The sequence below is a fragment of the Bacillus sp. MD-5 genome (assembly GCF_002201875.1).
Lineage (GTDB): Bacteria > Bacillota > Bacilli > Bacillales > Bacillaceae > Bacillus > Bacillus stercoris.
Window position 1 is genome coordinate 1,349,218 of record NZ_CP021911.1, and the last position, 26,467, is coordinate 1,375,684.

26 protein-coding genes are annotated in these 26,467 nt (G+C 42.5%); 18 read left to right on the forward strand and 8 right to left on the reverse strand.

The window, feature by feature from the left end; translation table 11 throughout:
• Positions 1-5 precede the first annotated feature (5 nt).
• The 9 genes from CDO84_RS06790 to sipT all read left to right on the forward strand — a co-directional run bounded on the left by CDO84_RS06790 (position 6) and on the right by sipT (position 10,237).
• Positions 6-1,820: an ABC transporter ATP-binding protein gene (locus CDO84_RS06790; protein WP_040083268.1), complete on the forward strand. Its 1,815-nt coding sequence runs from the start codon at positions 6-8 to the stop codon at positions 1,818-1,820.
• Positions 1,821-1,933: 113 nt separating this feature from the next.
• The gene (yknW, locus tag CDO84_RS06795) at positions 1,934-2,629 is read left to right on the forward strand and encodes a YknW family membrane protein (RefSeq protein ID WP_040083267.1); all 696 of its coding nucleotides are present in this window, start codon (positions 1,934-1,936) and stop codon (positions 2,627-2,629) included.
• A gap of 4 nt (positions 2,630-2,633) precedes the next feature.
• Positions 2,634-3,767, forward strand: coding sequence for an efflux RND transporter periplasmic adaptor subunit (locus CDO84_RS06800; RefSeq protein WP_040083266.1), 1,134 nt, complete (start codon positions 2,634-2,636; stop codon positions 3,765-3,767).
• Positions 3,768-4,460, forward strand: a complete 693-nt coding sequence (yknY, locus tag CDO84_RS06805; protein ID WP_040083265.1) for an ABC transporter ATP-binding protein YknY — start codon at positions 3,768-3,770, stop codon at positions 4,458-4,460.
• The gene (skiZ, locus tag CDO84_RS06810) at positions 4,457-5,650 is read left to right on the forward strand and encodes a sporulation-delaying-protein transporter subunit SkiZ (protein WP_040083264.1); all 1,194 of its coding nucleotides are present in this window, start codon (positions 4,457-4,459) and stop codon (positions 5,648-5,650) included. Before yknY ends, skiZ begins: the two co-directional genes overlap by 4 nt.
• Before the next feature lie 279 nt (positions 5,651-5,929).
• Positions 5,930-6,685, forward strand: coding sequence for a DeoR/GlpR family DNA-binding transcription regulator (locus CDO84_RS06815; RefSeq protein WP_014663816.1), 756 nt, complete (start codon positions 5,930-5,932; stop codon positions 6,683-6,685).
• Positions 6,682-7,593, forward strand: coding sequence for a 1-phosphofructokinase (gene pfkB, locus CDO84_RS06820; protein WP_040083263.1), 912 nt, complete (start codon positions 6,682-6,684; stop codon positions 7,591-7,593). The genes CDO84_RS06815 and pfkB overlap by 4 nt, the downstream gene beginning before the upstream one ends.
• 14 nt (positions 7,594-7,607) lie before the next feature.
• Entirely contained in the window at positions 7,608-9,512 is a 1,905-nt protein-coding gene (locus tag CDO84_RS06825) for a PTS fructose transporter subunit IIABC (protein WP_040083262.1), read from the forward strand.
• Between the two features lie 143 nt (positions 9,513-9,655).
• Positions 9,656-10,237: a signal peptidase I sipT gene (gene sipT, locus CDO84_RS06830; protein ID WP_040083261.1), complete on the forward strand. Its 582-nt coding sequence runs from the start codon at positions 9,656-9,658 to the stop codon at positions 10,235-10,237.
• A gap of 34 nt (positions 10,238-10,271) precedes the next feature.
• Here sipT and CDO84_RS06835 read toward each other — a convergent pair whose 3' ends face one another.
• Positions 10,272-10,541 carry a hypothetical protein gene (locus CDO84_RS06835; RefSeq protein ID WP_003232345.1) on the reverse strand — a complete coding sequence of 90 codons (270 nt, stop codon included), beginning with the start codon at positions 10,539-10,541 and terminating at the stop codon, positions 10,272-10,274.
• Positions 10,542-10,723: 182 nt separating this feature from the next.
• Here CDO84_RS06835 and CDO84_RS06840 point away from each other — a divergent pair, with 182 nt between their 5' ends.
• Both CDO84_RS06840 and CDO84_RS06845 read left to right on the forward strand, forming a co-directional pair.
• Entirely contained in the window at positions 10,724-12,346 is a 1,623-nt protein-coding gene (locus CDO84_RS06840; RefSeq protein ID WP_014663819.1) for an ABC-F family ATP-binding cassette domain-containing protein, read from the forward strand.
• A 56-nt stretch (positions 12,347-12,402) separates the two neighbouring features.
• Positions 12,403-13,314 (forward strand): ketopantoate reductase family protein, encoded by a 912-nt coding sequence (locus tag CDO84_RS06845; RefSeq protein ID WP_040083260.1) that lies wholly within the window; start codon positions 12,403-12,405, stop codon positions 13,312-13,314.
• Between the two features lie 32 nt (positions 13,315-13,346).
• Here CDO84_RS06845 and CDO84_RS06850 read toward each other — a convergent pair whose 3' ends face one another.
• From CDO84_RS06850 to mreBH, 3 genes are all read right to left on the reverse strand, one after another.
• A complete protein-coding gene (locus tag CDO84_RS06850; protein WP_040083259.1) occupies positions 13,347-14,579 on the reverse strand; it encodes an aminopeptidase in 1,233 nt (410 codons plus the stop codon).
• Positions 14,580-14,689: 110 nt separating this feature from the next.
• Complete coding sequence (locus tag CDO84_RS06855) at positions 14,690-14,824, reverse strand: protein YkpC (protein WP_003238865.1); 135 nt, start codon at positions 14,822-14,824, stop codon at positions 14,690-14,692.
• A 100-nt stretch (positions 14,825-14,924) separates the two neighbouring features.
• The gene (gene mreBH, locus CDO84_RS06860; protein WP_040083801.1) at positions 14,925-15,932 is read right to left on the reverse strand and encodes a cell shape-determining protein MreBH; all 1,008 of its coding nucleotides are present in this window, start codon (positions 15,930-15,932) and stop codon (positions 14,925-14,927) included.
• A 282-nt stretch (positions 15,933-16,214) separates the two neighbouring features.
• Here mreBH and abhA point away from each other — a divergent pair, with 282 nt between their 5' ends.
• From abhA to ade, 5 genes are all read left to right on the forward strand, one after another.
• Positions 16,215-16,493 carry a transcriptional regulator AbhA gene (gene abhA / locus CDO84_RS06865; protein WP_014663823.1) on the forward strand — a complete coding sequence of 93 codons (279 nt, stop codon included), beginning with the start codon at positions 16,215-16,217 and terminating at the stop codon, positions 16,491-16,493.
• Between the two features lie 190 nt (positions 16,494-16,683).
• Positions 16,684-17,970 carry a two-component sensor histidine kinase KinC gene (kinC, locus tag CDO84_RS06870; RefSeq protein ID WP_040083258.1) on the forward strand — a complete coding sequence of 429 codons (1,287 nt, stop codon included), beginning with the start codon at positions 16,684-16,686 and terminating at the stop codon, positions 17,968-17,970.
• Positions 17,971-17,985: 15 nt separating this feature from the next.
• Positions 17,986-18,843: a gamma-glutamylcyclotransferase family protein gene (locus CDO84_RS06875; protein WP_052438163.1), complete on the forward strand. Its 858-nt coding sequence runs from the start codon at positions 17,986-17,988 to the stop codon at positions 18,841-18,843.
• Between the two features lie 31 nt (positions 18,844-18,874).
• Positions 18,875-19,540 carry a Ktr system potassium transporter KtrC gene (gene ktrC, locus CDO84_RS06880; protein WP_003222311.1) on the forward strand — a complete coding sequence of 222 codons (666 nt, stop codon included), beginning with the start codon at positions 18,875-18,877 and terminating at the stop codon, positions 19,538-19,540.
• 154 nt (positions 19,541-19,694) lie between these two features.
• Complete coding sequence (ade, locus tag CDO84_RS06885; RefSeq protein WP_040083257.1) at positions 19,695-21,428, forward strand: adenine deaminase; 1,734 nt, start codon at positions 19,695-19,697, stop codon at positions 21,426-21,428.
• Positions 21,429-21,462: 34 nt separating this feature from the next.
• Here ade and rnjA read toward each other — a convergent pair whose 3' ends face one another.
• Positions 21,463-23,130 (reverse strand): ribonuclease J1, encoded by a 1,668-nt coding sequence (rnjA, locus tag CDO84_RS06890; RefSeq protein WP_003245660.1) that lies wholly within the window; start codon positions 23,128-23,130, stop codon positions 21,463-21,465.
• Positions 23,131-23,135: 5 nt separating this feature from the next.
• On the reverse strand, positions 23,136-23,345 hold the full coding sequence (gene rnpZA / locus CDO84_RS06895; protein ID WP_003222303.1) for an RNA polymerase subunit omega 1: 210 nt from the start codon (positions 23,343-23,345) through the stop codon (positions 23,136-23,138).
• Positions 23,346-23,730: 385 nt separating this feature from the next.
• On the opposite strand from rnpZA, the gene CDO84_RS06900 reads away from it, so the two are divergent.
• Positions 23,731-24,504, forward strand: a complete 774-nt coding sequence (locus CDO84_RS06900; RefSeq protein WP_040083256.1) for a Cof-type HAD-IIB family hydrolase — start codon at positions 23,731-23,733, stop codon at positions 24,502-24,504.
• 35 nt (positions 24,505-24,539) lie between these two features.
• On the opposite strand, the gene def is transcribed toward CDO84_RS06900, so the two are convergent.
• Both def and CDO84_RS06910 read right to left on the reverse strand, forming a co-directional pair.
• Complete coding sequence (gene def, locus CDO84_RS06905) at positions 24,540-25,094, reverse strand: peptide deformylase (RefSeq protein WP_040083255.1); 555 nt, start codon at positions 25,092-25,094, stop codon at positions 24,540-24,542.
• Between the two features lie 107 nt (positions 25,095-25,201).
• A complete protein-coding gene (locus CDO84_RS06910) occupies positions 25,202-25,360 on the reverse strand; it encodes a YjcZ family sporulation protein (RefSeq protein ID WP_014663830.1) in 159 nt (52 codons plus the stop codon).
• A 210-nt stretch (positions 25,361-25,570) separates the two neighbouring features.
• Between CDO84_RS06910 and CDO84_RS06915 the strand changes: the two genes are divergently transcribed.
• The gene (locus CDO84_RS06915; RefSeq protein WP_040083254.1) at positions 25,571-26,242 is read left to right on the forward strand and encodes a YkyA family protein; all 672 of its coding nucleotides are present in this window, start codon (positions 25,571-25,573) and stop codon (positions 26,240-26,242) included.
• Positions 26,243-26,467 lie beyond the last annotated feature (225 nt).

Consider the following 26,467-nt stretch of genomic DNA (forward strand, 5'->3'; position numbering starts at 1 on the left):
GCCAAATGAAACAAGCGAAAAAACAGGGGATTTTAGAGCGTTTCTATTACTCTTCAGATGAAATCATTGAAAAGCCGTTTAACTGGGCTCAAATGTGGCGGCTGCTGAGCTATGTCAAACCATATCGAAAAACCATTTTGCCGCTTTCTTTTCTCACCGTATTGATTGGCACTGCTGTGAAGCTTGTGATCCCCATTCTGATCGGAGTTTATGTTCTCGATCAGGCGATTACGGCGAGAAACCCGGAGCTGCTGATTCAGCTCATTTTAATCATTAGCGGTTTATATGTCCTTAATTACGCCGCCAATGTGTTAAGAATCAGGTGGATGAATCAGCTTGGCCAGCATGTCATTTTCGATTTGCGGCAGCATTTATTTACACATGTGCAGCGCTTATCCCACCGATTTTTTGATCAGCGGTCGGCGGGATCGATCTTAGTCAGGATCATGAATGATATTAACTCTCTTCAGGAGCTATTTACAAGCGGAGTCATCAATTTATTGACCGACTTGCTTCTCCTGGCCGGCGTGATTATTATTTTGTTTACGCTGAGCCCTGAGCTGACTATAGCCATCATGGTGACATTGCCGATTATGTTTTTTATTTCAACAAGTCTCAGAAAAAAAATACGCCGATCTTGGCAAACGGTACGGCTCAAGCAATCAAAGCTCAACTCTCATCTAAACGAAAGCATTCAAGGCATTCGGGTCACACAGGCATTTACGCAGGAAGAAGAAAACATGGCGTATTTTGACGGTGTCAATCAGGAGAACTACCAATCATGGCGGGAAGCAACTAAAAAAAATGCCATGTTCCGTCCGCTGGTGGAAATGACGAATGCGATTGGGACGGCTGTCTTGATTTGGTATGGCGCCACACTCATTATGAATGAAACCATTACGATTGGCGTCTTCGTTTCTTTCGCTTTCTACCTGGGGATGTTTTGGGAACCTATTTCGAGACTGGGTCAGGTCTATAATCAACTGTTAATGGGAATGGCATCATCAGAACGGATTTTTGAGTTTCTGGACGAAGAGCCAAATGTCAAGGAGAAGCCGAATGCCATTCATAATGAAAAGATAAATGGGGAGATCAGCTTTGAAGAGGTTGAATTTTCGTATGATGAAAAACGAAAAGCCCTTCATGCCGTTTCCTTTTCTATTCCTGCTGGCTCGACGCTTGCGCTTGTCGGGCATACAGGGAGCGGAAAGACGACGATTGCCAATTTAATCAGCCGTTTTTATGATGCGACCGGAGGCACCATTAAAATAGACGGTATACCGATTAAGGATCTCTCTATTGCCAGTCTGCGCTCTCAAATCAGCATTGTCCTGCAAGATACATTTATTTTTTCCGGGACCATCATGGAAAATATCCGTTTTGGAAGGCCGAATGCTTCGGATGAAGAGGTGATGAAAGCATCCCAAGCGGTTGGAGCGGATGAGTTTATTTCCGATTTAGCAGAAGGATATGCAACAGAGGTGGAGGAAAGGGGCAGCGTACTGTCTGCTGGTCAGCGTCAGCTCATTTCCTTTGCAAGAGCATTGCTCGCCGATCCGGCTATTATCATCCTTGACGAAGCAACGGCAAGCATTGATACAGAGACGGAAGTGAAAATTCAGCAGGCCCTAAAAACGCTACTGAAAGGGCGTACAGCAGTGATGATTGCCCACAGATTGTCTACGATCCGCGATGCCGACTGCATCATTGTTCTTGATCACGGCAAGAAAATAGAAGAAGGAAACCATGAGCAGCTGCTCGCTAAAGAAGGCGTTTATGCCGGACTTGTGAAAGCGCAATACAGCACAGCGATAGAATAATATGAAAAGCCTTCAGTATAAATTGAAGGCTTTTGGAAATTTATTAGAAAAACATGAAACTTTTTAATATCCTTCCCGTACTATTGGATAGATATTCTCAAGGAGGTTTTGAAATGGAAACGAATGTAGAAAAAAACAGCGGAACGGCGGCTGAAAAGCCTTCACTTTTCGGAGTGATCACAAGTCCATCTGTTCAATTTGAAAGAATAAGAGAAAGGCCGGCTGTATGGGGACCGCTTTTGATTGTCGCAGCAATTATCATCGTCGGTGCCGTGCTGCAATCACTCGGTACGGATTATAGTGAGCTTTTGAAAAGCCAGGATACGCAAGGGCTATCAGCTGAACAAATGGAGGCAGTCGCAACAATAACCAAATTTGGCGGAATGGCAGGCGCAATTATTGGAGGTATCGCAGCATTATTTATTGCCCCTCTTATTTATTGGCTCTGTGTAAAAGCATCAGGCGGTGTTACGACATACAAAAAAATGCTTTCTCTCGGTTTGTTTGTCTCTTTAATTAGCAGTCTCGGATTATTGGTGAACGGAATCGTTGCTTTTACGACTGACGTGAATCCTCTTTACAGCACGACGTCACTGGCAGGGATTATCCAATCTGACGGGGCTCTTGCCAGCGTGTTAAATACCTTTGAAATTTTCAGCATCTGGAGCTTTGTATTATTAGCAATCGGACTTCACAAAACGGGAGGCATCTCCAAAAAAGCCGGATGGATTTCAGCAATCATTCTATTCGGAATTTTAGTTGTATTTTCGCTCTTTTCAGGTTTAATTAATTCTGTGGCGGGTGCATAAGTTCATGAAAAAAGTCTGGATCGGAATTGGCATCGCCGTTATAGTCGCTCTTTTTATTGGAATAAATGTATACCGGTCTGCCGCTCCAACAAGCGGCAGCGCCGGCCAGAAGATACAGACGGGAAGCCTTGAAGAAAAAGAAATCTCATCAAAGGTTATGGTTCCCGGTACACTTAAATTTTCAAATGAACAGTATGTCTTTTATGAAGCTGATAAGGGGACATTAGAAGACATTAAAGTGAAGGAAGGCGACAAAGTTAAAAAGGGCACGACTTTAGTCACCTATACAAATGAGCAGCTGAGTCTGGAAAAAGAACAGAACCAGTTGACCGCTGAATCGAACCAGCTTCAAATTGAACAAACTCAAGAAAAGATAAAAGCGTTAGACAATAAAGAAAAAGATCTGGCGAAACAGGTTGGGAAAAAAGAAGCAGAAAAACAAATTGAGTCTGAACGGACAGAGCTTCAAATGCAGAAAAAAACAGCTGAGATCGAATTAAAACAAACCGAGCTTCAACGGCAGTCACTTGCCAACCGGGTGTCAGATCTTGAAGTGAAAAGCGAAATCGAAGGCACCGTTATTTCTGTCAACCAAGAAGCGGCATCCAAAAAGTCAGATATTCAAGAGGCTGTCATACATATTGGCAACCCTAAAGACCTCGTCGTCTCAGGGAAATTGTCTGAATACGATACACTGAAAGTTAAAAAAGGCCAGAAGGTCACACTCACTTCAGATGTTATCCAGGATAAATCATGGAAAGGCACGGTTTCCGCAGTCGGACTTGTTCCTGATCAGCAGGAAAGCGCTGCGGCACAAGGAACAGAACAGGCGGTCCAATACCCGCTTCAAGTGAAAATAAAAGGAAAGCTTCCTGAAGGAAAGCCAGGCTTTAAATTTATCATGAATATTGAAACCGATAAGCGAAAAGCAAATACGCTTCCTTCAAAGGCAGTCAAAAAAGAAGATGATCAATATTATGTGTATACAGCAAAAGATGGAAAAGCAAAGCGAGTTGATGTCAAAATCGGCGAAGTGACAGATGATCTGACAGAAATTAAAGAGGGGCTTTCCCAAGATGATCAAGTCATTTTGAATCCATCTGATCAGGTGACTGATGGAATGGAAGTGAAATCTTAAATGATTCAGCTTTCTAATGTGCGAAAAAGCTACCAGATCGGCAGGGAAACGTTTGATGTTCTCCATTCTATTCATTTGGACATTCATCAAGGGGAATATGTCTCGATTATGGGACCGTCAGGATCAGGGAAATCGACGATCATGAATATTATCGGCTGTCTTGACCGACCGACTTCCGGTACGTATAAATTGGACGGCGAGGACGTTTCTTCATATAAAGATAAAGAACTGGCGGCAGTCCGTAACCGGTCAATCGGATTTGTATTTCAGCAATTTCAGCTTCTTCCGCGTCTGAACGCAAAAAAAAATGTTGAGCTGCCGATGATTTATTCCGGGATAGGCAAAAAAGAACGTCAAGAAAGGGCTGAGAGAGCATTGGAAAAGGTCGGGTTAGCCGATCGAATGCTCCACATGCCCAATGAGCTGTCGGGCGGGCAGAAGCAGCGGGTGGCGATTGCGAGGGCGATCGTGAATGAGCCCAAATTAATTTTAGCTGATGAACCGACCGGCGCGCTGGATACGAAAACAAGCGTAGCGATTATGGATCAATTTACAGCATTAAATGCCGAAGGAACGACAATCGTTCTTGTTACACACGAGCCCGAAGTTGCAGATTGCACGAACCGGATTGTTATGGTGCGTGACGGCAATATTATTCCTGCCAGCTCCGGCCAAAGGAGTGTGGGAGAATGAGCCTGTTAGAAAACATCAGAATGGCTCTAAGCTCTGTCCTTGCCCATAAAATGCGTTCGATCTTAACAATGCTCGGCATTATCATTGGGGTAGGCTCTGTCATCGTTGTCGTTGCGGTAGGGCAGGGCGGTGAGCAAATGCTGAAGCAGTCGATCAGCGGACCGGGAAATACAGTGGAGCTATACTATATGCCAAGCGACGAAGAGCTTGCAAGCAATCCGAACGCTGCAGCTGAATCTACGTTTACAGAAAACGATATTAAAGATTTAAAGGGGATAGAAGGCATTAATCAAGTCGTTGCCTCGACTTCTGAAAGTATGACAGCGCGTTATCATGAAGAGGAAACCGATGCTACGGTTAACGGAATAAATGATGGATACATGAATGTCAATTCTTTAAAAATCGAAAGCGGCAGAACCTTTACAGACAATGACTTTCTCGCGGGGAATAGAGTCGGAATCATCTCTCAAAAGATGGCTGAAGAGCTGTTCGATAAAAACTCCCCTTTAGGTGAAGTTGTCTGGATAAACGGACAGCCCGTTGAAATTATCGGCGTGCTGAAAAAAGAAACAGGCTTGCTTTCTTTCGATTTAAGTCAAATGTATGTGCCATTTAATATGATGAAATCCTCTTTTGGTACAAGTGATTTCAGTAACGTATCATTGCAGGTTGAATCAGCAGACGATATAAAATCGGCTGGGAAAGAAGCGACACAGCTGGTAAATGACAATCATGGCACAGAGGATTCTTATCAAGTGATGAACATGGAAGAGATTGCGGCCGGGATTGGCAAAGTAACGGCAATAATGACGACGATTATCGGCTCAATTGCGGGCATCTCTCTATTGGTCGGCGGAATCGGTGTCATGAATATTATGCTTGTATCAGTCACAGAACGGACACGGGAAATCGGAATCAGAAAATCACTCGGTGCGACAAGGGGACAGATCCTGACTCAGTTTTTAATTGAGTCAGTCGTATTGACGCTGATTGGCGGCCTGATCGGGATTGGAATTGGATACGGAGGGGCCGCGCTTGTTTCAGCCATTGCGGGCTGGCCGTCACTCATATCATGGGAGGTTGTATGCGGGGGCGTGCTGTTCAGTATGCTCATTGGTGTTATTTTCGGCATGCTTCCTGCAAATAAAGCCGCAAAGCTTGATCCGATTGAAGCGCTGCGTTATGAGTAGCCTCATGCAACATGCATGAGGTTTTTTTATGTGTAGTGATTTCTACTATGAATATAAAAGACTTTTTTCATTAAAATAAGAAGAAAATGTCGTACAATTGTCCTTATTTTTGTCGAATTTACAGTTTACAAACCCTATAGACATACGTTAATATGGATAAACGTGAAAGATTTTGATAGTTATTGAATGAATTTGAATGATTTTAGTTGCCTAAACTGAAAATAGCGTTTACAATGAAATTGTATTCAAAATGAATACGTTTTCATTAGGAGGTGAAGCATGCTAACTCCTGAACGGCATCAATTGATTATTGATCAAATAGAAAAGCATGATGTGGTAAAGATTCAAGAGCTCATAAATCTGACAAATGCTTCTGAATCAACAATCAGAAGAGATTTATCGACACTTGAAGAACGCGGTTTCTTAAAGCGTGTTCATGGGGGAGCGGCCAAGCTTTCCGATATCAGACTTGAACCCGATATGCTTGAAAAATCATCCAAAAACCTTCACGACAAATTGAAGATTGCTGAAAAAGCTGCTTCTCTTTTAGAAGAAGGGGATTGCATTTACCTTGATGCAGGCACGACGACTTTGCACATGATTGATTTTATGGATAAAACCAAAGATATTGTCGTTGTCACAAACGGGGTGATGCATATCGAAGCATTAATAAGGAAAGAAATTTCTTTTTATCTGCTTGGAGGATACGTAAAGCACAGAACGGGCGCGGTTATTGGAGGCGCTTCACTGATTGCCATGGACCAGTACAGATTCGACAAGAGCTTTCTGGGGACAAACGGTGTGCATACAGAGGCTGGATTCACAACGCCGGACCCTGATGAGGCCCTTTTAAAACAGAAAGCGATCAAACAGGCAAAACACGCTTACGTCTTAGCAGACCCTTCGAAGTTCGGAGAAATTTCATTTTCGGCATTTGCCGGAATAGGCGACGCAACAATCATTACGACTGACGCTGAAGAGCTTACATTCGATAATTACCAAGAAAAAACTGTCGTAAAGGTAGTGAAACCATGATTTACACTGTAACACTTAATCCATCTGTCGATTATATTGTTCACGTTGAAGATTTTACTGTAGGAGGCCTGAATCGTTCTGCATATGATAGCAAGTATCCAGGGGGCAAAGGCATCAACGTATCGAGACTGCTGAAAAGACATCATGTACCGTCTAAAGCGCTCGGATTCGTCGGCGGATTTACCGGAGAATATATCAAAACATTTTTGCGGGAAGAAAATTTGGAAACAGCTTTTTCTGAAGTAAAAGGGGATACCCGTATCAATGTAAAGCTGAAAACGGGTGATGAAACTGAAATTAACGGGCAGGGTCCGACAATTTCGGATGAAGATTTCAAAGCCTTTTTAGAGCAGTTCCAATCTTTAGAAGAGGGAGACATCGTTGTTCTTGCAGGAAGTATTCCATCTTCACTTCCTCACGATACGTATGAAAAAATCGCAGAGGCCTGCAAACAGCATAACGCACGAGTTGTTCTGGATATCTCAGGAGAGGCTCTTTTGAAAGCGACAGAAATGAAACCGTTTTTGATGAAGCCAAACCATCATGAGCTTGGAGAAATGTTCGGCACGACCATTACCTCTGTTGAGGAAGCTGTTCCTTATGGGAAAAAGCTGGTAGAACAGGGCGCTGAACATGTAATCGTTTCAATGGCAGGAGACGGTGCGCTTTTGTTTGCGAACGAACAAGTTTATTTTGCTAACGTGCCAAAGGGGAAATTGGTAAACTCAGTCGGAGCAGGAGATTCCGTTGTAGCAGGCTTCCTTGCCGGAATTTCCAAACAGCTGCCGCTTGAAGAAGCATTCCGCTTAGGGGTTACTTCAGGCAGTGCTACCGCGTTCTCTGAAGAACTTGGAACAGAAGAATTTGTCCAGCAGCTTCTTCCTGAAGTTAAGGTCACACGTCTATAGAGGAGGAAACACAAGTGAAAATAACTGAGCTTTTAACAAAGCATACGATAAAGCTTAATATTGAGAGCAAAGAAAAAGAAAATGTGATTGACGAAATGGTCACTGTTCTTGATAAGGCTGGTAAGTTAAATGACCGACAAGCCTATAAAGAAGCCATTTTAAACCGCGAAAGCCAAAGCTCAACGGGTATTGGTGAAGGAATCGCTATCCCTCATGCGAAAACGGCTAGCGTTATCAACCCAGCGATCGCGTTCGGACGTTCTAAAGACGGTGTCGATTATGAATCATTAGACGGCCAGCCGGCTCACTTAGTCTTCATGATTGCGGCGACTGAAGGCGCAAACAATACTCACCTTGAAGCATTGTCAAGACTTTCAACGCTGTTAATGCGTGAAGAAATCCGCAAGCAGCTCCTTGAAGCTGAGTCAGAAGATGCCATCATCGACATTATTAATCAGCACGATAAAGATGATGACGAAGAGGAAGAGGAAGAAGAAGCGGCACCAGCACCTGCCGGAAAAGGAAAGATTTTAGCGGTTACTGCATGCCCGACAGGTATTGCCCATACATTCATGGCTGCGGATGCCCTTAAAGAAAAAGCGAAAGAGCTTGGCGTGGACATTAAGGTCGAAACAAATGGTTCAAGCGGCATTAAGCACAAGCTGACTGCCCAAGAAATTGAAGATGCACCTGCAATCATTGTCGCAGCGGACAAGCAGGTTGAAATGGAACGCTTTAAAGGTAAGCGCGTACTTCAAGTTCCTGTAACGGCAGGCATCAGACGCCCTCAGGAGCTAATCGAAAAAGCGATGAACCAAGATGCCCCGATTTATCAAGGCAGCGGCGGTTCTTCAGCTTCAAACGATGAAGATGAAGCGAGAGGCAAGTCTGGAAGCGGAATCGGAAACGCGTTTTATAAGCATTTGATGAGCGGTGTCAGCAACATGCTTCCGTTCGTAGTCGGCGGCGGTATCCTCGTTGCGATTTCATTCTTCTGGGGAATTCATTCTGCTGATCCAAAAGATCCTACTTACAACGCGTTTGCCGCAGCTCTTAAGTTTATCGGCGGTGACAACGCATTAGGATTAATTGTGGCTGTTCTTGCTGGATTTATCGCAATGAGTATTGCAGACCGTCCTGGTTTTGCGCCTGGTATGGTCGGCGGATTCATGGCGACTCAAGCGAATGCTGGATTCTTAGGCGGTTTAATTGCCGGATTCCTTGCCGGTTATGTCGTGATTTTACTGAAAAAAGCATTTACCTTTATCCCTCAGTCACTTGATGGATTAAAACCTGTACTGATTTATCCGCTGTTCGGTATTTTTATCACTGGCGTATTAATGCAATTTGTCATCAATACACCTGTAGCAGCATTTATGAATTTCTTAACAAACTGGCTTGAAAGCCTTGGTACTGGAAACCTAGTATTGATGGGGATTATCTTGGGCGGTATGATGGCGATCGATATGGGCGGTCCGCTTAATAAAGCAGCCTTTACGTTCGGTATCGCGATGATCGATGCAGGCAACTATGCGCCTCATGCGGCGATCATGGCCGGCGGTATGGTTCCTCCGCTTGGTATCGCACTTGCTACAACCATTTTCCGAAACAAATTCACTCAGCGTGACCGTGAAGCTGGTATTACATGCTACTTCATGGGTGCTGCTTTCGTAACAGAGGGAGCGATCCCGTTTGCTGCGGCTGATCCGCTTCGCGTCATTCCAGCTGCTGTAATCGGTGCAGCTGTTGCCGGCGGATTGACTGAATTCTTCCGTGTAACGCTTCCGGCGCCTCATGGAGGAGTATTCGTAGCTTTCATTACAAACCATCCGATGCTTTACCTATTAAGTATCGTAATCGGTGCTGTCGTGATGGCAATTATCCTCGGTATTGTCAAAAAACCTGTTACAGAGAAATAAGAAAAAAAGCGTCCTTGATTCGAAAGGACGCTTTTTCTTATCCGACAGGCAGGGAGCGGGTTAAGTTATGTAATTTATTCTTTTTTATGATAAAGTAAAAGAAGAGAAACAACTGATATAGCAATCGTCTAGGAGGAAACACTTTGACCGAGGAAAAAAATACGAATACTGAGAAAACGGCGAAGAAAAAAACCAATACGTACCTGGAATGGGGTAAAGCGATTGTCATCGCTGTTCTGCTGGCTCTCCTGATCCGTCACTTTTTGTTTGAACCGTATTTAGTTGAAGGTTCATCTATGTATCCCACATTACATGACGGAGAAAGGCTGTTTGTGAATAAAACAGTCAACTATATCGGCGAACTGAAGCGCGGAGATATCGTTATTATCAACGGTGAGACTTCTAAAATCCATTATGTAAAAAGATTGATTGGAAAGCCTGGAGAAACCGTTCAAATGAAGGATGACACGCTTTATATAAACGGCAAAAAAGTAGCCGAGCCTTACTTGTCTAAAAACAAGAAGGAAGCAGAAAAACTCGGTGTCAGTCTGACAGGCGATTTTGGGCCGGTTAAGGTTCCGGAAGGCAAATATTTTGTCATGGGAGATAACCGGTTGAATTCTATGGACAGCCGAAACGGATTGGGACTGATTGCGGAAGATCGAATTGTCGGCACATCGAAGTTTGTCTTTTTCCCGTTTAACGAAATGCGTCAAACAAAATAAAAACGCCTTGCTGGCCTTTGGACAGCAGGCGTTTTTATTTTGAAAAAGAAGCGACCAATGCAATGCATAAAACTGTAATGAACACTGAACCGATAATGGCCAGCACACTGAAGAAAAGGTGAACCTGTTTGTTCTCTTTTCCGCGCTTTTCTAAAAGTCGTTTAGAAAAAATGTGCGAAAATATGTAAATAAGGGCTATGCCTATGTATAAGCCGATATCCTTGGCGGTAAAGCCTGTTACGGCAAGGTAAAAGCCCGTAAAAAAGATCAATAAGCAATATTCAGTAAGTGTTAAAAGCCTCAATGTGTTCCTCCATGAGAGTGTGTAATTTTCCAGGCGGATGCATTCTCTCTCTCTTTAATTGTAACACAGCTGGCAGGATTGGGTGTATAAGTGTTTTCTCTCTGTTTTATCAGGGAATCATTTCTCTTGCTCTGTATTCATGGTATACTTTTATTGATGATAGACATGATGGAGGATAATAAATGATTGCTGTAAATAATGTAAGCTTGCGGTTTGCGGATCGTAAGTTATTTGAAGATGTTAATATTAAATTTACCCCAGGCAACTGCTATGGGTTAATTGGTGCAAATGGTGCCGGTAAATCAACGTTTCTAAAGGTGCTTTCAGGCGAAATCGAGCCTCAGACAGGCGACGTGCATATGAGTCCTGGCGAACGTCTTGCCGTCTTGAAGCAGAACCATTTTGAGTACGAAGAGTATGAAGTGCTGAAAGTGGTTATCATGGGTCACAAACGCCTGTATGAAGTCATGCAGGAGAAAGACGCTATTTACATGAAGCCTGATTTCTCAGATGAGGATGGGATTCGCGCTGCCGAGCTAGAAGGTGAATTTGCGGAACTGAACGGATGGGAAGCGGAAAGTGAAGCGGCGATCCTTTTAAAAGGTCTTGGTATCTCAGAAGACCTGCACACAAAGAAGATGGAAGATCTTGGCGGTTCGGAGAAGGTAAAAGTTCTCTTGGCACAGGCATTATTCGGCAAGCCGGATGTTCTGCTGCTCGATGAGCCGACGAACCACTTGGACCTTCAGGCAATCCAGTGGCTTGAAGAGTTTCTGATTAACTTTGAAAATACAGTTATTGTCGTATCCCATGACCGTCACTTCTTAAATAAAGTGTGTACGCACATTGCCGACCTTGATTTTAACAAAATTCAAATCTATGTCGGAAACTATGATTTCTGGTACGAGTCAAGCCAGCTGGCGTTAAAGCTTTCTCAAGAAGCGAACAAGAAAAAAGAAGAGCAGATTAAACAGCTTCAAGAGTTTGTCGCTAGATTCAGCGCCAATGCGTCTAAATCTAAGCAGGCCACATCAAGGAAGAAACTTCTCGAAAAAATCACGCTGGATGATATTAAACCGTCTTCCCGTCGCTATCCTTACGTTAACTTCACGCCGGAACGGGAAATCGGAAATGATGTTCTTCAGGTGGAAGGATTAACAAAAACGATCGATGGCGTAAAGGTGCTTGACAATGTCAGCTTCATTATGAACCGAGAAGATAAAATTGCTTTCACTGGCCGGAACGAACTTGCTGTTACTACACTGTTTAAAATCATTTCCGGGGAAATGGAAGCTGACAGCGGAACGTTTAAATGGGGTGTTACCACATCACAAGCGTATTTTCCAAAAGACAACAGTGAATATTTCGAAGGCAGTGATCTGAATCTTGTAGACTGGCTTCGCCAATATTCTCCGCACGACCAAAGTGAGAGCTTTTTACGCGGGTTCTTAGGACGCATGCTGTTCTCCGGAGAAGAAGTCCACAAAAAAGCAAATGTACTTTCCGGGGGAGAAAAGGTCCGCTGTATGCTGTCAAAAGCGATGCTTTCTGGAGCCAATATTTTAATTTTGGATGAGCCGACTAACCATTTAGACTTAGAATCCATTACAGCGCTCAATAACGGCTTAATCAGCTTTAAAGGCGCTATGCTGTTTACATCGCATGACCATCAGTTTGTGCAGACCATTGCCAACAGAATTATAGAAATTACACCTAATGGCATCGTTGATAAGCAAATGAGCTATGACGAGTTCCTTGAAAATACTGATGTGCAGAAAAAATTGGCTGAACTATACGCGGAATAAAAAAGCAGAGATTTCTCTGCTTTTTTTGATACATCATTATGAAAGGGGGCCACAATATGAAATTTTTAGTCGTCGGAGCAGGCGGAGTAGGTGGGTATATTGGCGGACGGCTTGCAGAGAAAGGAAATGATGTGACATTTCTCGTGCGCCAAAAACGAGCTCAGCAGCTTAAAGAAACCGGGCTTGTCATCCATAGTGAAAAAGGGGATGCATCGTTTCAGCCCGTATTAATCACTGCCGGAGAAACAGGGCGATTTGATGTCGTTATCATTGCTTCTAAAGCATACTCGCTTGATCAGGTGATAAACGATGTCAAGCCGTTTATCCATCAGGAATCTGTCATTATCCCTTTCTTAAACGGGTACCGCCACTATGAGCAGCTGTTCGCGGCATTTTCAAAAGAACAGGTGCTGGGCGGCCTGTGTTTTATAGAAAGTGCTTTAGACAACAGAGGAGAAATTCATCATACGAGTGCATCGCATCGTTTTGTATTTGGAGAATGGAACGGAGAGCGTACGAATCGAATAAAAGCGCTTGAAGAGGCATTTTCAGGCGTGAAGGCTGAAGTCATCATTAGCGGGCATATCGAGAAGGACATTTGGAAAAAGTATCTCTTTATTGCAGCGCAAGCGGGGATTACAACGTTATTTCAACGACCGCTTGGCCCGATTCTCGACACAGAAGGCGGACGTCACACGGCCCAAACTCTTATTGGGGAAATTGGCGCTGTTTTACGAAAAGAAGGCGTTCCGGCTGATCCGGATCTTGAGGAAGAGAGCTTTCGTACGATGACAAGCATGTCTTATCATATGAAGTCCTCCATGCTTCGGGATATGGAAAACGGCCAAACGACTGAAGGTGACCACCTGCATGGATTTTTGCTTGAAAAAGCAAAACGTTTATCTCTCGCGGCACCCGTATTAGAAACCGTTTATGCTAATCTGCAAATGTATGAAGCAGAAAAATAAAAAAAGGAGGCGAAAAGCCTCCTTTTATTTATTTAAAAAGCCCAATTTCCGTTTCGGAAAATAGGTTCTCTTTTTCCATCATCCGTAATTCCGTCAATATTCATATCCTTTGAACCGATCATAAAGTCTACGTGTGTAATGCTTTCATTTAAGCCTTCTTTGACAAGCTCTTCACGAGACATCTGCTTTCCGCCTTCAATATTAAAGGCATAGGCGCTTCCGATCGCCAAATGATTTGACGCGTTTTCATCAAACAACGTGTTATAGAAAAGAATGTTTGATTGTGATATAGGCGAATCGTAAGGAACAAGTGCCACTTCACCTAAATAGTGAGAACCTTCATCTGCTTCCACCAGTTCTTTTAAAATGTCTTCACCTTGCTCAGCTTTAATGTCTATTATACGGCCATTTTTAAACGTGAGAGTGAAATTTTCAATAATATTTCCGCCGTAGCTTAATGGTTTTGTGCTTGATACTACTCCGTCAACCCCGTCTTTTTGAGGCAGCGTGAATACTTCTTCTGTCGGCATATTAGCCATAAATTCATGGCCGCTTTCATTCACGCTTCCTGCACCTGCCCAAACATGCTTTCTAGGCAGCTTAATTGTTAAATCAGTTCCTTCTGCTTGATAATGTAAGGCAGCGTAATGTCTCTCGTTCAAATGATCAACTTTTTCATGAAGATTTTGGTCATGCTTGATCCACGCCTGAACTGGATTGTCTTCGTTTACGCGCGTCGCTTTAAAAATTTCTTCCCACAGAAGGTGAATGGCTTCCTCCTTTGATTTTCCAGGAAACACCTTCTGAGCCCAGCCCTCTGATGCCGCACCTACGACAGTCCAGCTGACTTTGTCTGATTGAATATATTGTCTGTATGTATGTAATGCTTTGCCTGCTGCTTTTTGGAATGCCGCAATCCGTTTGGAATCTACACCCTTTAGCAAGTCTGGGTTTGACGACACAACAGAAATGAAAGCAGCTCCATTTTTGGCAAGCTCTTCTCTGCCTTTTGCTTCCCATTCAGGATATTCTTCAAATGCCTCAAACGGCGCAAGCTCGTATTTTAATTTGGCGACTTCGTCATCCTGCCAATTCACTGTGACGTTTTTTGCACCCTTTTCATATGCGTGTTTTACAATTAAGCGGACAAAATCCCGGACGTCTGTTGAAGCATTTACGACTACATGCTGGCCTTTTTGGACATTTACACCGACTTCTACTGCCAGTTGTGCATATGTATTTAACTTCTGTGAAAATGAATCCATAAACCATTCCTCCTCAAGCTTTTTTCTCATCATATCAAATATGATCCTATAAAGGAAAGAAGGAGGCCAAAGTGAAAAACCCAAAACGACATGTCTTGGGTTTTTCAATACTATGGATGATTCAGTTTTACAGTGCCGCCTGCAGGCGAATGGGGCATATTTGCCAAAGAAATGCTCATGCCCCCAAGAATAATTCCGCTTAAAATGGCTGCGATCGCTACTCTTCTTCCTAAATCTCTTAGCATCGGTTTCCTCCTTAACGTTTCTCCATTTCCCACAATATGAAGGAAGTGAGGAAAAAAGAAGCAAGAAATTTGCCGCGTGTGAGATTTATGCAAGGGCAGACTATTTAATTGCCTTTTGCAGCTTATCAATCACTTCTAAAGAACGGCCTGTGCCGATTGCTACAGATTCAAGCGGGTTTTGCGCCACGTGTACAGGCACGACAATCTCTTCTGTAAGCCATTCTTTAATTCCATTAAGAAGCGCGCCGCCTCCTGTTAAAATAACGCCGCGGTCGACAATATCTCCGCTTAATTCAGGCGGGCAGTCCTCAAGTGTCGCTCTGATGGCTTCAAGAATATGCAGGAGAGATTCGCGCATTGCATCTTGAATTTCGTTGGATTGAAGCATAATGGTTTTTGGAAGGCCCGTTACGAGGTCGCGTCCTCGAATTTCCATTGCCTCAGGTATATGTTCAATCAGAGCATGGCCAATTTCCATTTTTACCTGCTCAGCCGTACGTTCGCCGATCAGTAAATTGTATTTTTTCCGGACGAAAGAAACGATATCCTCATCAAACTGGTCTCCGCCGATTCTAATAGAATGGCAGGAAACAACGCCACCGAAGGAAATGATAGCGACTTCTGTCGTCCCTCCGCCGATATCTACGACCACATTGGCCACCGGCTCGTCAACCGGTAAATCTGCTCCGATGGCGGCTGCTACTGGCTCTTCGATTAAATGAACGTTTTTTGCGCCGCAATTTTTCACCGCATCACTGATGGCACGGCGCTCTACCGCTGTTGAGCCTGACGGTGTGCAAACGACTACGTTCGGCTTTCTGAACGACATGCCGATGCTTTTTGCGGCTTTTTTCATAATGTGCTTTAGCAGATCAGTTGTCATATCATAGTCTGCGATCACGCCATCTTTCATCGGTCTGACAGCCACAATTTTTCCCGGTGTTTTACCGATCATGTTTTTGGCGTCAGCTCCGATTGCAAGCACTGCTTTTGTCGTTGTATCCACTGCGACAACAGATGGTTCATTTAGGATAATCCCTTTATTTTTGCTGTAAACAAGTATATTAGCTGTTCCTAAGTCAATACCAATTTCAGTTGATTGAAACATGTTTTCACCCAATCTCTATCCTAATTTAATATGATTCTACATTTAAAGTTTCTCAGAAATACTGCGATTTTTGGGGGTGTGTGTCGGTAAAGAAATGTTTTTGTAAAAAATCAAGGAGCTGTGTAACAGAAGTAATACATTTTTCGGTTTTATGGAAAAAATATCTTGTGATTCTTATAGAAAGCGGGAAACTTTTTTTGAGTTTCATTCGTCTACGATATATTGAGGTGCATCCTTAAACATTACATGAGAAAAGAAACATTTAAAGGAAGAAGGGTTTTTATGAAATCAATAGGTGTTGTGAGAAAAGTAGATGAATTAGGCCGCATTGTTATGCCGATAGAGCTAAGACGGGCACTGGATATTGCCATAAAAGACAGCATTGAGTTTTTTGTTGACGGAGATAAAATTATCTTGAAAAAGTACAAACCTCATGGCGTTTGTTTAATGACTGGAGAAATCACTTCAGAAAATAAAGATTACGGCAACGGCAAAATTACGCTAAGCCCTGAGGGTGCACAGCTGCTTCTCGAAGAAATTCAAGCCGCTTTAAAAGAATAAAATTATGTTGAAAAAGGCGGAGCGATATCATCTCCGCCTTTTTTGCGTGCCAATTTTTGATTACCGCCGCCTAAGATAAGACATCAAGAATATTTGGTAATGAATGATTTGGGATACTTTACATATTTTACTCAATTATTTGTCGAAGAATGGTACAATAAGTAGAGAAACACAAGCGGCAGGTGGTCATATGAGAAAATATCAAGCTCGTATCATTTCCATCATTTTGGCAATGATTTTTATAATGTTTTGGGATTATTTATTTTATTTTATAGGCAAAAACCCGATTAATTGGCCTGTTGATATTGTGTATACTGCAGTCACGCTGGTGAGTGTCTGGATGCTGGCTTATTATATTGATGAGAAACAGCAGCTGGTTAAGAAAATGAAGGATAACGAATGGAAGTATAAGCAGCTTTCTGAAGAAAAAAACCGTATCATGGATAATTTGCAGGAAATCGTATTTCAAACGAATGCAAAAGGCGAAATTACATATTTAAACCAAGCGTGGGCATCAATAACCGGCTTTTCAATCAGTGAATGTATGGGAACGATGTATAATGACTACTTCATAAAAGAAAAGCACGTAGCGGACCACATTAACACACAAATCCAAAACAAGGCGTCTTCTGGCATGTTTACGGCAAAATACGTGACAAAGAACGGCACGATTTTTTGGGGAGAAGTTCATTATAAACTTTACTATGACCGGGATGACCAATTTACAGGAAGCCTGGGTACAATGTCAGATATCACTGAGCGGAAAGAGGCTGAAGATGAGCTCATTGAGATTAATGAACGGCTGGCGAGGGAATCCCAGAAACTATCAATCACAAGTGAACTTGCCGCCGGTATTGCTCATGAGGTCAGAAACCCTTTAACATCTGTCAGCGGTTTCCTCCAGATTATGAAAACACAATATCCGGACAGAAAAGACTATTTTGACATCATCTTTTCAGAGATTAAAAGAATCGATTTAGTTCTCAGCGAGCTGTTGCTGCTTGCAAAACCGCAGGCGATTACATTCAAAACGCACCAGCTTAATGAGATTTTGAAACAAGTCACGACATTGCTTGATACCAATGCTATTCTGTCCAATATCGTCATAGAGAAACATTTCAAAGAGACAGATGGCTGCATGATTAACGGGGACGAGAATCAGCTAAAGCAGGTTTTTATCAATATCATTAAAAACGGAATTGAGGCAATGCCACAGGGCGGTGTCGTAACCATTTCAACTGCAAAAACCGCCTCTCATGCAGTGATAAGCGTAAAGGATGAAGGAAGCGGTATGCCGCAGGAAAAACTGAAGCAGATTGGCAAACCTTTTTATTCCACAAAAGAAAAGGGTACCGGATTGGGACTTCCCATTTGTTTGAGAATCTTGAAGGAACATGACGGGGAATTGAAAATCGAAAGCGAAGCTGGAAAAGGCAGTGTCTTTCAAGTGGTTTTGCCTTTAAAATCAGACAGCTGAGAGGAGAAAAATAAAATGAACTCGCTTCTGTTTGTATACGGGACACTAAGAAAGCATGAAAAAAACCATCATTTGCTGGCACAATCGGCATGTATCAATGAGCAGGCCAGAACAAAGGGAAGTATGTTTGCTGCCAAAGAGGGGCCCACAGCCGTTTTAAATGGTGAAGGCTATATATACGGCGAAGTATATGAAGCAGACGAATTGTGTATACATAAGCTTGATCAATTTTTTCAAGGATATCATAAACAAATGGTGTTTATAGAAACCGATGTCGGAATTAAAAATGCGCTTATTTATTTTATGAACAAAGACGAGTGTGCCGGTTTTACGAAAATAAGCATTGGGGACTGGAAAGAACATCAGATGATCAGCAAATCGAAAAATCCCGTTTATTATTTTGCCTATGGATCATGCATGGATCATGCCCGCTTTCAAAAGGCGGGAGTCAGTCACTATTTTCAAGATCCAGTGGGAAGAGCTGTTTTAAAAGGATACACAACCCGCTTCACGTTAAAAAGAGAAGACGGCTCAAGAGCGGATATGCTGGAAGACGGAGGAATAACAGAAGGCGTTTTATATCGGATCCCTTATTCTGCTCTCTCCTATCTATATAAAAGGGAGGGCGTTGAATCACTTACGTATCGGCCGGCATTTGTGGACGTTGAAGCAGGCGGAAGACACTATACAGACTGCTTAACCTTTCTCGTTCTCAAAAAAGAAGCGGAAACTGCTCCGCCTCAGCACTATCAGATTGAAATTGAACGCGGGGCGGAGCTGTATTTGTCGCCTGAGTTTACTGAAAAGCTTAAGCAGCATATGAATTCGCTGCCAAAGGATAACACTGTAACAAAAGATTATGATAAAATTTGATCAATATGATGTTATATAAAGGAGCACCACTATGAAAAAAGAATTTGCGGTAATTGGGCTAGGCCGTTTTGGCGGCAGTATTTGCAAAGCATTAAGCGAAGAAGGCGTCGAGGTTATGGCAATGGATATCGATGAAGATAAAGTCAACGAGTATGCCAAGATAGCATCTCACGCCGTTATCGGTGATTCAACAGACGAATCTGTCCTGAAAAATTTAGGCCTGCGAAATTTTGACCACGTGATTGTAGCCATCGGGGAAAATATTCAAGCGAGTATTTTAACAACACTCATTCTGAAAGAACTCGGCGTTCATACGATTACAGTTAAAGCACAGAACGATTATCACGAAAAAGTGCTGTCTAAAATCGGTGCGGATCACATTGTACACCCGGAACGCGATATGGCAAAAAGAATTGCACATAATATCGTGTCCAACAATGTACTTGACTATTTGGAGCTGTCTGAAGAGCATAGTCTTGTTGAAATAGTAGCTAACAGCCGTCTGGCTGGAAATACACTTCTTGATTTAGATATACGTGCAAAATACGGTATTAACATTGTAGCCATTAAAAGGGGCAAGGAAGTTATCGTATCACCGCTTGCAACCGAAGTCATCCACCAAGAAGATATACTTATTGTTATTGGGTCAGTCACAGACATCTCCCGTTTTGAAAAAAGAGTTCTTCATACAAAATAGCAGTAAAAAAAACCGTCCACAGAGGGCGGTTTTAATATTATCAGAATATAACAACTTTAATGAACCGAGCGTCAATTTCTTAACATTTTATTGACTAAGCATAGGCGATCCGATAGCATATTGTACCATATAATAAAAAAGAGGAGGGGCCTATTTGAATAAAGAAGCGCTAGTCAATAGGCTGAATGCTTCAGCCCGAAGACAAAAAGCTGATATCGTCATTAAGAACGGAAAAATGATGGACGTATATAATCAAGAGTGGATATATGAAGATATTGCGATTACAGACGGAGTTATTGTAGGCCTTGGCGACTATGAAGGCGAAAATGTCATTGATGCAGAGGGACAAATGATTGTTCCGGGTTTTATTGATGGACATGTACATATTGAGTCATCAATGGTTACACCGATAGAGTTTGCTAAAGCAGTATTGCCTCATGGCGTGACGACCGTTGTTACAGACCCGCATGAGATCGCGAATGTGTCTGGGGAAAAAGGGATTGCGTTTATGCTTGAACAAGCCCGACATACACCGCTGAACATTTATTTTATGCTTCCTTCCAGTGTGCCTGCCGCAAGTTTTGAGCGATCAGGCGCAATTCTCAAAGCTGTCGATCTCAAGCCTTTTTATGAAGAAGAAGAAGTATTAGGGCTGGCTGAAGTTATGGATTATGTGTCGGTTCAGCAGGCTGAAGAAGATATGGTTCAGAAACTGCTTGATGCACGTGTTGCAGGAAAACGGATAGACGGCCATTTAGCCGGTTTATCAACAGACCTCATTAACATTTATAGAACCGCATTTGTTTCAAACGATCATGAAGTAACATCGAAGGAAGAAGCTCTTGATCGTATCAGAAGGGGCATGTATGTCATGATGCGTGAGGGTTCAGTCGCAAAAAATACTCTCAATGTGCTGCCGGCGGTGAATGAAAAGAACGCACGCCGTTTCTTTTTCTGTACAGATGATAAGCATGTGGATGATTTGCTGTCAGAGGGAAGTGTGAATCATCAGGTGAAAATGGCGATTCAAGCCGGACTTGATCCGTTTATAGCTTATCAATTAGGAAGCCTCAATGCAGCCGAATGCTACGGACTAGATACAAAGGGAGCGATTGCCCCGGGTTTTGACGCTGACTTGCTCTTTGTATCTGATCTGGAAAATGTCATTGTCACAAGGACGATGATAAAAGGACAGACTGTTGCTGAAGACAGCAAAGCAGTCTATCAGGAGCATGCTTCTACTGCAGCATCAGAACCGGCACTGCTTGATTCAGTTAAGCTTGCTGCTCCTCTTAACAAACAGGATTTTCTTATGCCAATTGATTCAGAGCAGCAGCTCAATGTCATTCAAATCATTCCAAACCAGCTTGAAACACGATTAGTACATGTTCCGGCTTCTGGTGCCCGCAACTTTGAGCCTGACACTGAGCTCGATTTGTTAAAGATTGCAGTTGTTGAGCGGCATAAAGGATTAAAAGAAATCGGGCTCGGTGTTGTGAAAGGATTTGGATTCAAGAGCGGAGCAATCGCCACAACCATTTCACACGACTCCCATAATATTATTGCCGTCGGAACGAATGATGAGGATATCGCGGCGGCAGTAAATAAGCTGCAGGAAATTGGCGGAGGATTAACGATTATAAAAAATGGGGAAGAGCTCCATTCAGTACCGCTGCCGATTGCAGGGTTATTATCCGACCAATCCGCGGAGCAAGTGAATCAAAGCTTGCTGACGCTGCATGATCAATTGTCGTTAGTCGGTTTCACAGGCGGATTTAATCCATTTTTGACATTGTCGTTTTTAGCTTTGCCTGTTATTCCTGATATCAAAATGACGACAACAGGATTATTTGATGTAAAAGCATTTCAACATATATCACTGCAATAAAAAAGATGCACTCCTAAGTGAGTGCATCTTTTTTTCAAACCTCCATAATGATCGGCAGGATCATCGGACGGCGCTTTGTTTTTTCGTACAAGAAAGGTGCAAGAGTGTCTGTAATCTCGTTTTTGATTTCAGACCATTGAGTCGTTTTTCGTTCCATGACTTTTTGTAAGTGATTTGAAATGAGCTCTTGAGCGTCGTTGATCAAGTCGCCAGATTCTCTCATGTATACAAATCCTCTGGAAATCAAATCAGGACCCGCTGAAATCTTGAAGTCGTCCATGTCAATGCTGACAACAACGATGACAAGGCCTTCTTCAGAGAGAATTCTGCGATCACGAAGTACGATATTGCCAATATCACCGATACCGCTTCCGTCAATGTATACTGAACCGGACGGGATTTTTCCTGCAACCGAAGCCTCATCGCCTTTAAGCGCTAATACTTCACCGTTATCCATGATAAAGCAGTTTTCCTCTGGGATGCCGCAATCTGTTGCAAGCTTGACATGCATCTTTTGCATTCTGTACTCACCGTGAATCGGCATGAAGAATTTAGGCTTGATTAAACGAAGCATCAGCTTCTGTTCTTCCTGTCCGCCGTGACCAGATGTATGGATATCGTTTAGAGGGCCGTGAATAACCTCAGCACCCGCACGATACAGCTGGTTGATCGTCCGACTCACACTGATTGTGTTGCCTGGGATAGGGGATGAAGAAAATACGACTGTATCCCCAGGATTGATTGAAATTTGGCGGTGTGTGCCATTGGCAATTCTTGATAACGCCGCCATTGGTTCCCCTTGGCTTCCTGTACATAAAATCGTTACTTTATTAGCAGGCATACGATTGATTTCGTTATGCTCAATAAACGTATTTTTAGGACAGTTAATATAACCGAGTGTCTGTCCAATTTCGATAGCCGATTCCATACTGCGTCCAAATACGGCAACTTTTCTTCCATTTTGTACAGCAGCCTCGATTACCTGCTGCAAGCGGTGAATATTCGACGCAAATGTAGCGAAGATAATTCGGCCGTCCACCTTGCGGAAAATGTCATGAATGCTTTCTCCTACACGGCGCTCAGACATGGTGAACTCAGGGTTTTCACTGTTTGTGCTGTCTGAAAGAAGGCATAAAACGCCTTCTTTTCCGATTTCGGCCATTTTCGTTAAGTTTGCTGGCTCTCCGACTGGAGTAAAGTCGAATTTGAAATCCCCAGTATGTACGATGTTTCCAGGTGGCGTTTTTACAACAATGCCGTAGGAATCTGGAATACTGTGTGTCGTTCTGAAGAATGACACGGCCGTTTTGCGGAACTTTACGATATCATCCTCGCCGATAATGTTTAGTTTCGTTTGTCTTAATAATCCATGCTCTTCAAGTTTATTCCGAAGTAAGCCGATCGCGAGTTTTCCGCCGTATACAGGAATATTCACTTGTCTGAGCAGGTATGGAATACCACCGATGTGGTCTTCGTGACCGTGGGTGATAAAAAGCCCTTTAATTTTATCTTCGTTTTTGACTAAATACGTATAATCAGGGATAACGTAGTCAATTCCGAGCAGTTCGTCCTCGGGAAACTTGATCCCCGCATCAATCAGCACAATTTCATCTTGGAATTGCACCGCGTACGTATTTTTACCGATTTCGCCCAAACCTCCGAGGGCGAAAACAGCAGTCTGATCATTTTTTACAAATTTCATACCGCTCATAACTCCAATACTTTAAAATTTTCGCTCTGTTGTTCATATTCTAAGAATGCACCATCCACAGGTGTAATAAACTCAATATTAAATTTCTTTTCTTTCAGCTTTGTTCTGACGTCACGCTCAGATACGCCTTCAATATAAAGTGAATCTGTCTTTTCCCGTACAGGTACTTCGTCAGCCTTTTCTTGATAAAATACCTTATAAATCATTCCAAATCTCTCCTTAAATGCCGTATGTTAGACTCGCTCATTCTATTATATTCGAAAACGGAATATAAGGAAAGCCTTGAGCAAAATAAGGACCTCTCAAAAAGTGAAAGATCCCTTGTCAGGCAATGGCTTTCTTGCGGAGCATTCCGTTCCATTGTCTTCTGAGTTTCTTTCTTAATTTACGCAGCATTAGCCAGTCCCTCCTTTAATAAAAAATTTGTCCCAGAGTTCTTTTATACTAATAGTATACGGAGATTAAGGAAGACTTTTCGTGGTTATTAATGGAATTTAATATGATTTTTGAACGAAATTGTTTGCTGAATGACAAACTTTTTGTATGATGAGGGTGGGAATTGCAGAACTAGACGATAAAGGGGAAGTTGCGATGGATTCAAAATTAATCTTTTTTGATATTGACGGCACGTTATATGATCATGATAAGAATATACCGGAAAGTACGAGAAAAACCGTGGCGGAGCTGCAGCGCCAAGGGCATCATGTGTTTATTGCCAGCGGCCGGTCGCCGTTTATGGTTAAGCCGATTTTGGAGGAGCTTGGGATCAACTCATTTATTTCCTACAATGGACAGTATGTTGTCTTTGAAAATCAAGTGATTTATAAAAATCCGCTGCCTGAAGATGCAATCAGACGATTATTAAAACAGGCGGGGAAAGACAAACATCCTGTTGTGTTTATGGCTGAAGACACGATGAAAGCCACAGTTGCGGATCACCCTCATATTCTCGAGGGAATCGGCAGCCTTAAAACCGATTATCCGGAGACCGATGACCTTTTTTATGAAGGAAAAGAAATTTTTCAGCTTCTTTTATTCTGTCAGGATGAAGAAGAAAAAGCTTATGCCGCTTTTCCTGAGTTTGATCTAGTGCGCTGGCATGAGCTATCGACTGATGTTTTGCCTCACGGAGGCTCGAAGGCAGAAGGGATCAAAAAAGTCATCGAGCGTCTTCCGTTTGATGTCAGAGATACATATGCTTTCGGCGACGGATTAAATGATCTGCAAATGATTGAATATGTTGGAACAGGCGTTGCTATGGGAAATGCTGTTCCTGAATTGAAGGAAATCGCGGACTTTGTAACAAAGCCGGTGGACGAGGATGGAATTGCATACGCTGTCAAAGAATTGGGCCTTTTAAAATAAAGAAACGGCTGGCATTGTGCCAGCCGTTTTTTCTTTTAGCGTTCAATTGCGATTGCATTTTCAGGCTCTTGAAAAGGATTTTCCTTATCAATATGATCATAGAACATAACGCCGTTCAAATGATCGATCTCATGCTGAAACACAATAGCCGGAAACCCTTTTAAACGAATATCAATGTTTTCGCCTTCTAGTGTTGTTCCTTTTACTCTGATGCGAGCATAGCGGGGAACATAACCGGGAATCGCTTCATCCACAGACAGGCAGCCCTCGCCGCTTGTTAAGTAGCTTTTTTCAACTGAATGGCTGACGATCTTAGGATTAAACAGTGCATAACTGTATAACTTACCGGAAGCATCTTCCGCATGAACGGCGATCATTCGTTTTTTGATATTAATTTGAGGAGCTGCGAGTCCTACGCCAGGGCGCAGCTTGTATTTTTCGGCTAATTCCGGATATTGGCTGTTTTTAACAAATTCGATCATGTCGGCCAGCTGCTGTTTTTCTGCATCAGTTGGAGGAAGCTCAACTGGTTCTGCAGTCTCTCTGAGGGCTGGATGGCCGTCACGTACGATGTTTTCCATAGTAATCAAGAAACTCACTCCTAAAGCTTAATATGTAAATTATATCGGATTTCTTCACAAAGGTGCAACGAACGAATGACCAGCCGTATATGGCTGGTCAAGTTCATGCTGTGTGGTTAGCAACAGCCTCCGCCTAAATAAGCAGCTCCGACAATGATTAACAGAATGAATAAAACAACGATTAGCGCAAAGGTGCGGCCGTAGCCATATCCGTAGCCACCATATCCGTAACCACCATAACCGCAGCAGCCTCCGCCGAAACCATATCCATACATATTACATAACCTCCTCTTTTAATTACGCCAGAGCCTTATTAAGTAGGCATAGCGTCTACTATAACCTATGTAAAAACTAAAAAGTTGTATGGTCATCTGTCCTGATTTTTCACTTTTTGATTTAAATCAGTATGCATTTATACAGCACAGCTATTGCCAAATGTCCCCATGGATTCTATAGTAGAAATTGTCAAGATTGGGGGATTCAACGTGATAGACGCAATAAAACGGCGGCCTGTAATAATGATTGGAGCTTTTTGTTCTATGCTACTGATATTAACAGGATGCATGGAACAGGACCCGGTTGATTCACTTCATCATTCATTAGAAAAAGCCGCAGAGTCGGAAAAACCGTTTCAAGAAGAACAAAAAACACTCAAAGAGTTAGAGGCAAAAGAAAATCAGCTTTACGATAGTGTGATGAAGCTCAATATGGATGATTATAAAAAGATTGTAGCTTTATCTAATGAGGCGCTTGAAAACGTCAGCAAGCGCGAAGAACATCTGAAGCTTGAAAATGACAGCTTGAAAAAATCGGAATCAGAATTTGAAGAAGCAAAAACGTCAGCAGAACATATTAAGGAAAAAGACATAAAAGAAAAGGCCTATGCCGCAGCAAACCACATGGAGAAAAGGTATACATCATATGGCTCCATGTATGAAGAGTATCAAAAAGCGCTTAAGCTTAATAAAAAGCTGTATATGCAGCTAAAAAACAAAGACTTGACAAGAGATGATCTGGATCAGCAGATCGATAAAGTTAATGTTTCTTATGAAAAAATCCATAAATATAACGGAGAATTTAATGTGCAAACGCAAAAATATAATAAAGCCCGTGAAGATTTATATGATGCTGCAGGCTATCATGTGAAAAAGAGCTGACTCGATCAGCTCTTTTTTTAAATAAATGCGATGCAGATTTTGTTCAAAATTTTCATTTCTATTGTAGTACAGCGTAGTGAGGTATACTAGTACAGTTTTGGGTGCAGTTGACATCTGTTTTTTCAATGAAAATGTAAAGCGAATACATTTATTGAAAATCAGCGATGAAAACGATTGACGGCTCTTCTTTATTTGGTGTAAACTAATCCATGTTAAGCGGTGTTG